This window comes from Actinomadura scrupuli (assembly GCF_050971785.1).
GTDB classification, from domain to species: domain Bacteria; phylum Actinomycetota; class Actinomycetes; order Streptosporangiales; family Streptosporangiaceae; genus Actinomadura_E; species Actinomadura_E scrupuli.
Map to the genome: position 1 here is coordinate 153,095 of NZ_JBPCCU010000011.1, position 12,715 is coordinate 165,809.

Below are 12,715 nucleotides of genomic sequence, written 5' to 3' on the forward strand. Positions count from 1 at the left end.
CGGTCAGGAGGGGGCGGGCGAGGTCTCCTCGAACATGCCGCGGCCGCGGAACAGGTCGAGCACGAGGTCTCCCTGGTTGCGCAGCATCGTGGTGTACTCGCCGTCGGCCCGCGCCGCGTCACCGCGCTCGATGGCCCGCACGATGGCGGCCGTGCCCACCCGCTCGACCTCGGCGGCGCCGGGCACCAGCTCGAAGAAGTTGCCCGGGACGATGCCCGTCATCTGCCGGAGCATGCTGCGCAGCCGCGGTGAGTTCGCGGCCTCCACGACCAGCCGGTGGAAGTCGAGGGTCAGCTCGTGCAGCCGGGTGACGTCCTCGCACTCGGCGATCTGGCGCTGGATCGGGGCCAGCCGCTCGGCCAGCTCCGGCCCCTGCCGCTCGACGGCCCGCCGGACGGCGAAGCCGTAGAACAGCCCGTACAGCTCGTAGTGGTCGCGTACCGAGGACTCGTCCAGGGCGTTCACGAAGACGCCGCGGTGCGGAATGATCGTCATCCAGCCCTCGCGCTCCAGCGCGATGAGGGCCTCCCTGACCGGGATCCGCGAGACGCCGAGGGTCTGGGCGATCGCGTCCTGCGGCACGCGCTGGCCCTGGCGCAGCACTCCGTCGAAGATCAACCGGCGTACGTACAGCCGCACCTGCTCGCCGCTGCTGATCCGCGACAGGCCCTGGCCCGGCAGGCTCAGACCGGCCTCCCCCGACTCGGGCATGTGCACGCTGGGTTGCTGACGGCGCGCGATCGCTCTCACTTCCTCCGTGCGGCGGGCGGTCCACCACCACCCGCTTCAGCCCAAAACTAGCAGCCCGGCGGGGTCGACCCGGCCTCCCGCGTCACCCCGCCGGCCCGGACCTTCACCGGGACCGGCCCCCGCGGGGACCGTCACGGCTCCGGAAGATCGAGACCCAGGAGCTTGATCGCGTTACCTCTGGCGATCTTGTTGATCGCATCCTGGTCGAGATGGCCGAACTGCATCGCGGCGGCCTCCCGCGAGTGCGGCCAGGTGCCGTCCTGGTGCGGGTAGTCGGTCTCGAACGTCACGTTGTCCAGGCCGATCCGGTCCAGCATCTCGACGCCCGCGGCGTCCTTGAAGAAGCAGCTCGTGATCTGCCTGCGGTAGTAGGTGGACGGCGGCTCCGGGCAGTTGTCCTGGCCGTGCGACCACCCCCGGTGGGTCTCCCACACGTCGTCGACCCGCTCGAGCAGGTACGGGATCCAGCCGATCTGCGCCTCCGCGTACAGCAGCTTGAGGTTCGGATAGCGGTGCAGCACGCCGGAGAACAGGAAGTCGGTCATGCTGGCGACGCTGTTGCCGAAGATGATGGTGGCGCCGACCGCGCCGGGCGCGTCCGCGGAGGTCTGCGGTGTCCTGGTCCCCGAGCCGATGTGCATGGACAGCACCGTCCCGGTCTCCTGGCAGGCCGCGAAGAACGGGTCCCAGTAGCCCGAGTGCAGGCTGGCCAGGTCGAGATAGGCGGGCAGCTCGCTGAAGGCGACCGCCCGGACGCCGCGGGCCGCGTTGCGCCGTACCTCGGCGACGGCCAGGTCGACGTCCCACAGCGGGACGATGCACAGCGGGATGAGCCGGCCGCCGCTGGAGCCGCACCACTCCTCGACCATCCAGTCGTTGTAGGCCTCGACGCAGAGCCTGGCCAGCTCGCGGTCCTTGCCCCACAGGAAGATCTGCCCGCAGAACCGCGGGTAGTTGGGGAAGCACATCTGGGCCTGGACGCCGTTGAGGTCCATGTCGGCGAGGCGCTCGGAGGGGATCCAGCAGCCGGGCCGCATGTCGTCGTAGTCGATGCCCTCGTTGGTGACCTCGTCGGCGGGGACGCCGGCCGACGCGATGTAGCGCTTGATCTGGTTCTTGGTGTTCTCGTAGAACCACCACGCCACGTCCGGGCCCTCGGTGCCCGGGCTCTCCACGTACCTGCCGTTGACCAGGCGCACCTCTCCGGCCGGGGCGCGCACGATCCGCGGGCCGACGTCGCGATGGCGGGCGGGGAGCCGGCTGCTCCACAGGTCCGGGGGCTCGACCACGTGCGCGTCCACGTCGATCAGCGGGGGGATCTTCGCCAGCCGCTCGCCGAGTACGTCCGGACGGATCGTCTGGTCCGTCATGGTCCACCACCTGTTCGCCGCCGGGTGCCTCGCCGCCGTCCACTCTTCGGCAGCTCCATATACTTTATACATGTTACCTGGAAAGTCCGGCTCCCGCGAGCCCGTCCCGGGCGTTCCCGACGATCACACGGCCGAGCTCCCGGCCTTCCCGGCGGCCTCTCGCGTGGCCTCGGCGACCGGGGCGGTGAGCGCGGCGGCCGTCATGTCGACCAGGTTGCGCGCCATCAGCGGCAGCGGCAGCGGCCGGCGCCTGCTGCCGGCGGTGTCCTCCAGGATCGCCCGGTCGGCCAGTACGTGCATGACCGACTGCGAGGCCACGACCAGCCGCTCGACGGCCAGCTCGCGCGGCATGCTCTCGGCCATGATCTCCACCAGCGTCCGGGCGGCCCGGGTGAGCGCGGGGTCCACCATCGTGTGGACGTCCTCGATGGCGAGCGCCGGATGCGCCAGGGTGGCGGTCCAGATCCGGATGGCCGCGCGCTGGCTCGCCCCCATGCCGATGTACTCCGCGACCGGCAGCACGATCACCTCGACCAGCCCGCGTACGTCCCGCTCACGGCCGCCGCCGACGACCTCCGCGTACAGCTCGTCGTGCCGGGCCCGCAGCCAGCCCCCATGCCGCTGCAAGATCGCGCGCAGCAACCCGTCCCGCCCGCCGAAGTGGTAGTGCAGGGCGGCGGTGTTGCGCTGCCCGGCGGCGGTGTTGATCTCGTTGAGGGAGACCCCCGCGATGCCGCGGTCGGCCATCAGACGCTCGGCGGCGTCGAGGATCCGCTCCCGGGTCCCGACGCCGCGCGTGCCGGCGGCCCGTTCAGACACCGGTGCCTTCCAGCCGCTTCACCCGGGACGGCACCCAGGCCTCCTGGGGCACCTCGGCGCCGTAGAACTGCTTGGCCCAGTGCCGGAACTCGATGATCGGGCCATCGCCCTTGATCAGCAGCGGCTTCTCGATGTAGATCTTGTTCTCCCAGATCGGCACGTCCTCCGCCACCGCGTCGACGAAGGTCTGGATCATCTTCTCGGAGAACCCCTTCATCGCCTCGGGCATCGTGAAGACCCAGCGGATGTGCACGTTCTCCTCGTCGATCGGGGTGACCGACGAGACGAAGGACATCACGCCCTTCAGCCGCAGCGCGCCCAGGCCCATGCCGTAGGACTTGCGCTCGAAGTCGACCGCGTGGACCTTGCCGCTCTTGCTCTTGAACTCCTGCCGCTCGGTCACGGTCTTGACGAAGCCGTCGTACTCCACCTCGCCGCCCGGGACCGTCTCCATGCCGTGGACGTACTTGAAGTGCACGTAGTCGGCGTTGTTCTCGGCCATCTCCTGGCAGCAGGTGGCGAACCTGAACTCGTGGAAGACGGGCTCGCTCCACTCGGCGTCGTCGAACTCCTCCATGACCGGCATCTCGATGTACGGCTCGGCCTCACCGAGATGGTGCCAGGCGAAGATCAGCCCGAACCTCTCCACGACCGGGTAGGAACGCACCCTGGCCTTGGGCGAGGGCTCGGCGTCGGTGTACGGCACGTCCAGGCACCGGCCGGAGACGCCGTCGTAACGCCAGGCGTGGAAGGGGCACTCCAGCAGCTCTCCGGTGACCTTCCCGCCCTTGGCCAGGTTGGCCCCCAGGTGCACGCAGTAGGCGTCGAGCACCCGGGCCTCGCCCGAGGCCGTGCGGAACAGCGCGAGGTCCCGCCCGAAGTAATGGGCCGAGGCGACCTGGCCGGTCTGGAGCTCGTCGCTGCGGGCCACGGCGAACCAGCCGTTCGGGATCGGGAACGGGAAACGCGGCATGGCGTCCTCCATCGTCTGGGGTGTCCGTCCGGGGGTCGTCTGCAGTGAGTCGAGTAGTAAAGAGATCTCTTCAAGAAGTCTCTTCAATCGGAAGATAACACTCGATCCCAGGCGCGTACAGCGGGCAGGGCCGATCCGGGACGAGGCGTTTGCGGGGACGGGTGAACGCGGGTTTCAGCGCGTGGCGTCGGCGGGCGGGCGGGCACCGGCGGTGCCGCGCAGCGGCGGGCTCGCGGGGCCGCCGCCCTTGACCAGCTCCGCCACCACCGCGGTGAGGCCCTGGTCGTGCCCCAGCGTGTAGGCCTGCGTCGCCTCCAGGTGGGCTCGCGCGAGGGAGGCCGCCCGGGGCTCGTTGCCGGACTCGATCGCGCGCAGCAGGGCCCGGTGGTCGCGGAAGGCGGCCCGCATCGTGTCGGCGTCCGGCGCCGTGCCGGGCCGGACATGCTGGAAGGTCTCCGCCTCGTGGGCCGACCAGATGCTCTCCATGGCGCCCACCACGAGGATCATCGTCTCGTTGCCGCACAGCTCGACGAGGCGCTCGTGGAACTCGCGGGAGGAGCGGTTGAAGGCCGCGGCGTCGCCGATGGCCTGCTGCTGCTCGTCGAGCATCGCCCGCAGCACCGGCAGGACGGCCGTCTCCCGGTCCGGGCGGGCGGCGCACATCCCGGCACAGATCGGCTCGAGACGGCCCAGCGCGGTGCCGGTGTCGGTCAGCGCCACCTGCCTGGCCTGCAGCACCAGGCTGAGCATGTACGCCGTGCGGCGCACGGTCGGCAGGTGGACCTGCGCGCCGCCCACGTTGCCGCGGCGCACGGAGATCAGGCCTTCGGTCTCCAGGATGCGCATGGCCTCCCGGACCGAGGGCAGGCTCACCCTGAAGTCGGCGAGCAGGTCCTCCTGCCGCGGCAGGCTGTCGCCCTCCTTGAGCCGGCCGCTGAGGATCTCCTCCCGCAGCCGCGAGGCGACCAGCTCGGCGAGCCTGGGCTGGCGCATCTGTTCGGGCACGGCAGCACTCTACTCGGCAACTGTGGCGTTACCGATGATCAGAGCAATGATTCATATGTTACGTATCGGGCGAACCGTCAGGATCCGCCCCCGCCGCACCGGTCCGGGCCGGTCCGGGCCTGGCCGGTCCGGGCCGCCAGGAGGTGACCAGCAACAGCGCCGCACCGCCCCCGCCCGCCGCGACCGCGATGAGCAGCCCGGCCCAGCCGGTCATGCCCAGGCCCGCCGCGTGGTCCAGCGACAGCCGGCCCGGGCCGAGCGCGGCCAGCGCGCAGGAGACCAGGATGATCATCAGTACGTACTCGTAGCCCTCCCCCGGGCGGAAGATGAAGAAGCCGTTCCTGAGGTGGTTGGTGACCAGCGCCACCACCATGGTCCCCACGACGGCGGCCGCGGCGAGCGCGTTGAGCAGCCCCAGCACGAGCAACGACCCGGCGCCCAGCTCGGTGAGCGTGGCGACCACCGCGTGCACCCGGCCCGGGCGGACGCCGATCGACTCGAACCACCGCGCGGTGCCGGGCAGCCTGCCGCCGCCGAACGCGTGGTTCCAGCCATGGGCGATCATGGTGCCGCCGATGGCCGCCCGCAGCACCACGGCCGCGATATCCGCCTCGATCACGTTGTTCCGCCTCTCTCCGCGGGTGCCCCGATGACGCCCTCGGCGCGCATCGCCGTCAGTTCACCGGCGCCGAACCCCAACTCGCGCAGGACCGGCTCGGTGTGCTCGCCGAGGGCCGGCACCGGGTCGAGCCGCCAGTCCCAGCCGGTCACCTGCGGCGGTGGCAGCAGGCACTGGACCGGGCCCACCGGCGAGCCGACCTCCCGCCACCTGCCGCGTTCGACGAGCTGCGGATGGCCGAGCACCTCGGTCGGGGTGTTGAGCCGGGCGTGCCCGAGCCCGGCCACGCCCGCCGCCTTCCGGCACCGGTCCAGCGGGTGCCGGGCCGCCCACTCCCCGATCACGGCGTCGAGTTCCTCGCGGTGCGCCACCCGGTCGCTGTTGGTCGCGTAGCGGGGGTCCTCCGCGAGGTCGGGCCGGCCCAGCACCTCCAGCGCCAGCCGCCGCCACTCCCGGTCGTTGGTCGTGCCCAGGACCAGCGTCTGGCCGTCGGCCGTGCGGTAGGCGCCGTACGGTGCGACCATCGGCGAGCTGAGCCCGTTGGGCCGCACGTCGAAGCCGCCGTAACGGGCCTGGTTCAGCGCGAAGCCCATCCACTCCGTCACCGCGTCGAACAGGCCCACCGAGATCGCGGTGCCCGTGCCCGTACGCTCGCGGACGAACAGGGCCGCGAGCACGCTGGACAGCGCGTACATCCCGGCGCCGATGTCGGCGAGCGGGATGCCCGGTTTCGCCGGATCCTCCGGGGTACCCGTGATGGCGCATGAACCGGCCTCCGCCTGGACCAGCAGGTCGTAGGCGCGGGCCTGGGCGTAGGGGCCGCCCTGGCCGTAACCGGAGATGTCCACGGTGATGAGCCGGGGATGCCGCTCGCGCAGCTCGGCGGGGTCGAGCCCCAGGCGGCCCGCGGCGCCCGGCGCCAGATTCTGCACCAGCACGTCCGCGCGCTCCACCAGCCGGGCCAGCGCCTCGCGCCCCAGCGGGTGCTTCAGATCGAGGGCGACCGACTCCTTGTTGCGGTTGGCCCAGACGAAGTGGGCGGCCATGCCGCGGACCACGTCGTCGTAGTCCCGGGCGAAGTCGCCACCGGAGCGGTTCTCCACCTTGATGACCCTGGCACCGAGATCGCCGAGGTGACGGGTGCAGATGGGAGCGGCCACGGCCTGCTCGACCGCGACGACGACGGTTCCTTCCAACGGCAGCATGACGGCACTCCGGTGTTCGGCCCCGCAACTTTGATTCTGTATATAAAATAGCAGTCTAGGGGTACCTGGACGCACCAGCGGGAGGCGAGGACGACGGTGAGCGACGAAGCGGGCGGTGATACGGGCGGTGATACGGGCACTGCCAGCGGGGACGGGACGGGGGCCACGGACGGCCGGAGCGGGGCCGGGCCCGTCCGGTCACTGGTCGGGCTCTCGCTGGACGCCGGCGTGGCACGGCTCCGCCTGGCCGACCCGCGGCACCGGAACGCGCTGTCCAAGCGGCTGAGCGACGACCTGGCCGACGCCGTCGACCGCGCCCTGGCCGGCGGCGCCCGCGCGATCGTGCTGACCGCCGAGCCCCCGGTCTTCTGCGCCGGCGGCTCGCTGGACGGCCTGCTCGACCGCCGGGTCCCGCTGGCGGAGATGTACGCGGGCATGACGCGGCTGGCGGAGGCGCCGGTGCCCACCATCGCCGCGGTGGGCGGCCCGGCGATCGGCGCCGGCGTCAACCTGCCCCTGGCCTGTGACATCGTCATCGCCGGGACGAGCGCCCGCTTCGATCCGCGCTTCCTCGACGCCGGGATCCATCCGGGCGGCGGCCACCTGTGGCGGCTGTCGCGGCGGATCGGCTCGCAGGGCGCCGCCGCCCTGGTCCTGTGCGGCGACACCCTCACCGGAGCGGAGGCCGCCGCCGCCGGTCTGGCCTGGCGCTGCGTGGAGGACGCGGACCTCGACGCCACCGCCCTCCGGCTGGCCCGGCGCGCGGCGGACCGCCCGGCCGCGCTGGTGCGCCGTACCAAGGACTCGCTCCGCCGGAGCACCATGACGTCCGATCCCGCGCAGGCCGCCGACGTCGAACTGCGAGCGCAGCAGTGGTCGGTGGAACAGCCGGAGTTCGCCGAGGCCGTACGCCGGATCCAGCGGGCGGTGTCGGAACGCGCCGGGACCCGCGAGGACACCGCGACATGAGCGGCACGGCCGACTCCGAAGAGTGGTGCATACTTGACATTTGACAAAGTAAACAATCGAGGGGGATCTCCAGTGACCGCAGAGACGGCGCCCCTCCCCGGTGCCTCGCTGCCACCCCCCGGTGAGGCGATGGTCCGGCGGAGCAGCGGCGAGCAGGCCGCGCTCTACATCCGCCGGCTCATCTTCGACGGGCTCCTGCGGCAGGGGGACCGCGTCCCGCAGGACGAGATCGCACGCGCGCTCGGCGTCAGCCGCATCCCGGTGCGCGAGGCCCTGCTGTCGCTCGAACGTGAGGGCTGGGTGACCATCAAACCCCACCGCGGCACGTTCATCGGCGCTCTGGACGAGGCGGCGGTACGCGACCACTACACGCTGTACGGCCTGGTCTACGGCTTCGCGGCCAGGCGTGCCACCGAACGCGGCACGCCCGAGCTCTTCGAGCGGCTGGCGGCGATCTGCGAGAGGCTCGACGGGCAGGACGACCCGGCGATCGTGGCCCGGCTGAACCGCGAGTTCGACCGCCTCATCCTGGAGACCGCCAGCTCACCCCGGCTGCGGGCGGTGCTGCGCGCCATGGTCGGCCTCGTGCCGGGCAACTTCTTCGCGCTCGTGCCGGGCGCGATCGAGGTGGAGCGGACCGGCAGCAGGGCGATCCTGCGGGCGGTCCGGGAGCGGGACGCCGACCGGGCCGCCGAGGAGTACGTCACGATGCTGAAGCGGCAGGGCGATCTGGTGGCCGGGCTGCTCAAGGCCCGCGGCCTGTTCTCCGCTCCCCCGGCGGACGCCGGTGCCGCGGCTCAGACCTGATCGCTGACGTCGACGACCCAGGAGAGGTCGCCGCCGGCCAGTTCGTCCTGCCAGCCGGCCGGCGCACCCGCCATCAGCGTGCCGAGGTCCCAGTAGTCCCGCCACAGGGTGATCACGCCGTCGGTGACGTGCTGCACGGACACGAACGGCAGGCTGACCTGCTCCCCCGTGGGCCAGCGCCACAGCTCGTTGTGCTCGGTGACCACCGTCCCGCCCTCAGCGATGATCACCGACTCCCCGTGGTCGTAGCCGGAGAGACGCTCCAGCCCGAGCCGCAGCCTCGCCTCGATACCGGCCGGGCCGCGGGCCGCCGCCCCGGGACCGGTCGGCACGTCGTAGTAGATCGACTCGGGCCCGAAGAACGTGCGCAGCCTCGGCCAGTCCCGGGCGTACAGCGCGTCCCAGAACGCGGCGACCAGGGTCTTGGGATCTTTGGAGGTGATCGAGGTGGTCATCGCGGTCCCTCTTCGGTCGTGGTCGGGCAGGGGCGGGAGCGGTGGGGGTCCGGCGTTCAGAGCAGTTCGAGGACGAGGGCGGAGCCCATGCCGCCGCCGGCGCACATCGAGACGCAGCCCAGCGTCCCCCCGCGCCGGCGCAGCTCGCCCAGCATGGTGACGACCATGCGGGTGCCGGTCGCCGCGATGGGATGGCCGAGCCCGCAGCCGCTGCCGTTCACGTTGACGATGTCGTGCTCGATGCCGAGGATCCGGCTGGACGCCACGGCCACCGTGCAGAACGCCTCGTTGATCTCGAAGAGGTCGATGTCGGCGACCTTGAGCCGCGCCCGGTCGAGGGCCTTGGGCACCGCCAGGGTCGGGGCCAGCCCGGTCCGTTCCGGCTCCACTCCGACCGAGGCCCAGGAGACCACGCGGGCGAGCGGGGTCAGGCCGGCGGCCCGCGCGTAGCCGTCGCTGACGACCACGACCGCCGCGGCGGCGTCGTTGAGCCCGGCGGAGTTGCCCGCGGTGACGACCGCGCCGTCCAGCTCCGGGTGGAGTACGGGCAGCCCGGCCAGCCGTTCCGCCGTGGTGTCGGCCCGCGGATGCTCGTCGGTGTCGAACCGCCGGCCGTCGGGCAGCTCCACCGGGGTGATCTCCTCGGCGAACCGGCCCTCGGCCACCGAGGCGGCGGCCCGCAGGTGGGAGTGGAGCGCCCACTCGTCGGCCTCAGCCCGGGTGACGCCCGCCAGCCGGGCGGTGTTCTCGCCCACGGTGACCGCCATGTCCCAGGCCGGCGCCCGCGGGGTCTCCGGATGGGTCGGCGAGGCCCACGGCCGGTAGTCCTTCGCGGAGGCCGGCGTCGACTTCAGCACCTGCGGCATCGAGCTCAGGCTCTCGGTCCCACCGGCCACGACCACGCGGTCCATCCCGGCCCGGATGGACCCCGCGGCGATCTGGATCGCGCTCAGGCCCGCCGCGCAGTGCCGGTTGTCGGCCAGCCCCGGTACGTGGGCCAGCCCCATCTCCACGGCGAGGTACCGGCCTATCACGCCACCGCCCTGGAGCGACTCGGCGAGCACCAGGTCGTCGATGTCCGCGGCGGCCACTCCGGACCGTTCGATCGCGGCCGCGAGCGCGACCCGGGCCAGCCGGAAGGCGTCGAGGTCGGCCAGCGAACCCTTGCGGGCCCGCCCGATCGGCGTCCGGGCTGCGGCGACGATCACTGCTTCCGTCATCGGGGGCTCCCTTGCGGCTTCGGTTCCTGGTCGGTCACGGCCTCGGCTCCCCGCCGGGGCCCGGCGCGTGCCTCAGCGCGGGGCGAAACGCTGACCGCCGTCGAGGCGGATCGTCTGCCCGTTGAGCATCGGGTTCTTGACGATCGCCTCGGCCAGCCACGCGTACTCGTGCGGAAGCCCGGCGCGCTTGGGGAAGGCGGCGTCCTTGGTGAGGTCGGCGATGAGGTGCTCGGGGGCGCCCTCGAGCAGGCCGGTGGCGAACAGGCTGGGGGCGATGGCGAGCACCCGGATGCCCATGCCGCCGAGGTCCCGGGCCATCGTCAGGCTCATCCCCGCGATGCCGGCCTTGGCCGCGGTGTAGGCCACCTGGCCGATCTGTCCCTCGAACGCGGCGATCGAGGAGGTGTTGATGATGACCCCGCGCTCGCCCTGCTCGTCCGGCTCGTTCTTGCTCATGTGCCAGGCCTGCAACCTGTTGAGGTTGAAGGTGCCGATCAGGTTCAGCTCGACGATCTTCCGGAAGTCGGCCATCGGGAGCGGCCCGCTCTTGCTGATGGTCCGCTTGCTGTAACCGCCGCCCGCGGTGTTGACCGCGATGTGCAGCGCCCCGTGCGCCTCCAGCACCGCGTTGAGCGCCTCCTCGGTGCCGGTCTCGTCCGTGATGTCGCACGGGTGGAAGGTCGTGGCGCCACCGAGCGCGGTGGCGACCTCCGCGCCCTTGCCGTCCGGCAGGTCGAGAACGGCCACCGTCGCACCCTGCCCGGCCAGCAGCTCGGCCGTCGCCCGGCCCATGCCCGACCCTCCGCCGACGACCACGGCGACCTTCTTCGCTGCGTCCACGACCAGCCTCCTCAAGCAGTTTATGATTAATATAATAGACAGTTGATCGGCAGAGGGATCAAGGGTGGGCGGGACCAGCGGGGAGAGCGCGCATCCTGCGGGCCGCCTCGATCCGCAGCTCGGCCTTGGCGACCTTGCCGGCGGCGTTGAGCGGCAGTTCGCCCACCCACCAGATCGTCCGGGGCGCCTTGAACCCGGCGAGCCGGGCCCGGCAGAACGCGGTCACCTCGGCCGCCGACGGTCCGGGCACGCCCGGGGACCGCTGGGCGCCGACCACGAAGGCGGCGGGCACCTCGCCGAGCCGCTCGTGCGGGACGCCGACCACCGCGGCCGCCGCGATCGCCGGATGGTCGAGCAGCACCCGCTCGACCTCAGCCGGATAGACGTTGAGGCCGCCGACGATGACCAGGTCCTTGAGCCGGTCCACCACCCGGAGCCGGCCGTGCTCGTCCAGCACCCCCACGTCCCCGGTGCGCAGCCAGCCGTCCCGCAGGGCCTCCGCGGTGGCCTCGGGATCGTCGAGATAGCCCGCCATCAGGCCCGCGCCGCGCACGAGGATCTCCCCCGGCCCCTCCGGGCCGTCGATCCGTACCCGCACGCCGGGGATCGCGCGCCCCGCCGTCTCCGCCACCGCCGTGACCTCGTCGTCCGCCCGCGTCATCGTGCAGACCCCGCTCGCCTCCGTCAGCCCGTACGCGGTGAAGACCGAGCGCACACCGAGCACCGTCCGGAGGTCGCGGATCAGGCCGGGCGGCACCGAGGCCGCCCCGGTCACCGCCACCCGGACCGAACGCGGCAGAGCCGCGGCTCCCTCCGCCACGCGGGCCAGCAGCGCCTGGTACATCGTCGGCGGGCCCTGCAGCACCGTGACGCCGTGCTCGGAGATCGCCCGGACCAGGACGGGCACGTCGAGGGCGACCTGGGGCAGCGCGGCGGCTCCCGCCACCGCGCAGGCCAGCAGCCCGGTCTTGTGCCCGCCGATGTGCGAGAAGGGCGCCACCACCGGATAACGGTCCCCGGCCCGCAGGCCGGTGATCTCCACCCAGGTCCGGGTGGTCGCCACCATGGCGCCGTGCCGGAGCAGCGCGCCCTTGGGCCGGCCGGTCGTACCGGAGGTGTACTGGACGTGGCTGAGGTCGTCCGGGGTGAGCGCCCGCATCCGGCGGCCGACCTCGGCGGCCGAAGCGGCCGTGCCGCCGCCCGCGAGCCCGCGCACGCCCACCACCGTCCGCGCCCCCGCCGCGGCGGCCGCGTCACCTGGACCGGGGCCCGGAGCCGGCCCGTACGGGGCGATGCCGTCCCGGGAGGAGCCGTACGGGGGCGCGCCGTCCGCCACGACGACGGCACAGCCGGACCGGGCGATGATGTCGGCGGCCTCCGGCACGGTGTAACGGGTGTTGAGCGGTACGGCCACCGCACCCGCGCAGGAGACTCCGTACGCCGCGATCGCCCACTCCGCGCCGTTCGGCAGCCAGATCCCCACCCGGTCTCCGGGGGCCACGCCGAGCTCCACCAGCCCGGCCGCGGTGTCGCGTGCGGCCGCGTACATCTCCCGGTGGCTCAGCGTGCCCGCGGCCTCGATGATCGCCGGCGCCTCCGGATCACGCGTCGCGGCATGCTCCAGCACTCCGGGCAGGGTCGACCGGTGCGCGATCGGGTTCGCGGCCACGCCGGCACCCTATC

General features: G+C 72.5%; 13 protein-coding genes. 2 read left to right on the top strand and 11 right to left on the bottom strand.

The window, feature by feature from the left end; all coding sequences use genetic code 11:
* Nucleotides 1–3: 3 nt before the first annotated feature.
* The 7 genes from ACRYCC_RS36770 to ACRYCC_RS36800 all read right to left on the bottom strand — a co-directional run bounded on the left by ACRYCC_RS36770 (nt 4) and on the right by ACRYCC_RS36800 (nt 6,741).
* Nucleotides 4–750 (bottom strand): GntR family transcriptional regulator, encoded by a 747-nt coding sequence (locus ACRYCC_RS36770; protein ID WP_433818673.1) that lies wholly within the window; start codon nt 748–750, stop codon nt 4–6.
* 131 nt (nt 751–881) lie between these two features.
* Nucleotides 882–2,120, bottom strand: coding sequence for an amidohydrolase family protein (locus ACRYCC_RS36775; protein WP_433818674.1), 1,239 nt, complete (start codon nt 2,118–2,120; stop codon nt 882–884).
* 123 nt (nt 2,121–2,243) lie between these two features.
* Nucleotides 2,244–2,939 (bottom strand): TetR/AcrR family transcriptional regulator, encoded by a 696-nt coding sequence (locus tag ACRYCC_RS36780; protein ID WP_433818675.1) that lies wholly within the window; start codon nt 2,937–2,939, stop codon nt 2,244–2,246.
* The gene (locus tag ACRYCC_RS36785) at nt 2,932–3,912 is read right to left on the bottom strand and encodes a Rieske 2Fe-2S domain-containing protein (protein WP_433818676.1); all 981 of its coding nucleotides are present in this window, start codon (nt 3,910–3,912) and stop codon (nt 2,932–2,934) included. The genes ACRYCC_RS36780 and ACRYCC_RS36785 overlap by 8 nt, the downstream gene beginning before the upstream one ends.
* Before the next feature lie 174 nt (nt 3,913–4,086).
* Nucleotides 4,087–4,917: a FadR/GntR family transcriptional regulator gene (locus ACRYCC_RS36790; protein WP_433818677.1), complete on the bottom strand. Its 831-nt coding sequence runs from the start codon at nt 4,915–4,917 to the stop codon at nt 4,087–4,089.
* A 58-nt stretch (nt 4,918–4,975) separates the two neighbouring features.
* Entirely contained in the window at nt 4,976–5,536 is a 561-nt protein-coding gene (locus ACRYCC_RS36795) for a DoxX family protein (RefSeq protein WP_433818678.1), read from the bottom strand.
* The gene (locus tag ACRYCC_RS36800) at nt 5,533–6,741 is read right to left on the bottom strand and encodes a CaiB/BaiF CoA transferase family protein (RefSeq protein ID WP_433818679.1); all 1,209 of its coding nucleotides are present in this window, start codon (nt 6,739–6,741) and stop codon (nt 5,533–5,535) included. Before ACRYCC_RS36800 ends, ACRYCC_RS36795 begins: the two co-directional genes overlap by 4 nt.
* Nucleotides 6,742–6,837: 96 nt before the next feature.
* Between ACRYCC_RS36800 and ACRYCC_RS36805 the strand changes: the two genes are divergently transcribed.
* Together ACRYCC_RS36805 and ACRYCC_RS36810 are read left to right on the top strand one after the other, a co-directional pair.
* On the top strand, nt 6,838–7,710 hold the full coding sequence (locus ACRYCC_RS36805) for an enoyl-CoA hydratase-related protein (RefSeq protein ID WP_433818680.1): 873 nt from the start codon (nt 6,838–6,840) through the stop codon (nt 7,708–7,710).
* A gap of 72 nt (nt 7,711–7,782) precedes the next feature.
* Nucleotides 7,783–8,517, top strand: a complete 735-nt coding sequence (locus tag ACRYCC_RS36810; RefSeq protein ID WP_433818681.1) for a GntR family transcriptional regulator — start codon at nt 7,783–7,785, stop codon at nt 8,515–8,517.
* Here the strand turns inward: ACRYCC_RS36810 and ACRYCC_RS36815 are convergent.
* From ACRYCC_RS36815 to ACRYCC_RS36830, 4 genes are all read right to left on the bottom strand, one after another.
* Nucleotides 8,508–8,972 (bottom strand): nuclear transport factor 2 family protein, encoded by a 465-nt coding sequence (locus tag ACRYCC_RS36815; RefSeq protein WP_433818682.1) that lies wholly within the window; start codon nt 8,970–8,972, stop codon nt 8,508–8,510. The genes ACRYCC_RS36810 and ACRYCC_RS36815 overlap by 10 nt on opposite strands.
* A gap of 56 nt (nt 8,973–9,028) precedes the next feature.
* The gene (locus tag ACRYCC_RS36820; protein WP_433818683.1) at nt 9,029–10,192 is read right to left on the bottom strand and encodes a thiolase family protein; all 1,164 of its coding nucleotides are present in this window, start codon (nt 10,190–10,192) and stop codon (nt 9,029–9,031) included.
* Nucleotides 10,193–10,264: 72 nt separating this feature from the next.
* On the bottom strand, nt 10,265–11,032 hold the full coding sequence (locus ACRYCC_RS36825; protein WP_433818684.1) for an SDR family NAD(P)-dependent oxidoreductase: 768 nt from the start codon (nt 11,030–11,032) through the stop codon (nt 10,265–10,267).
* Nucleotides 11,033–11,090: 58 nt separating this feature from the next.
* The gene (locus ACRYCC_RS36830) at nt 11,091–12,701 is read right to left on the bottom strand and encodes an AMP-binding protein (RefSeq protein WP_433818685.1); all 1,611 of its coding nucleotides are present in this window, start codon (nt 12,699–12,701) and stop codon (nt 11,091–11,093) included.
* Between the last annotated feature and the right edge of the window lie 14 nt (nt 12,702–12,715).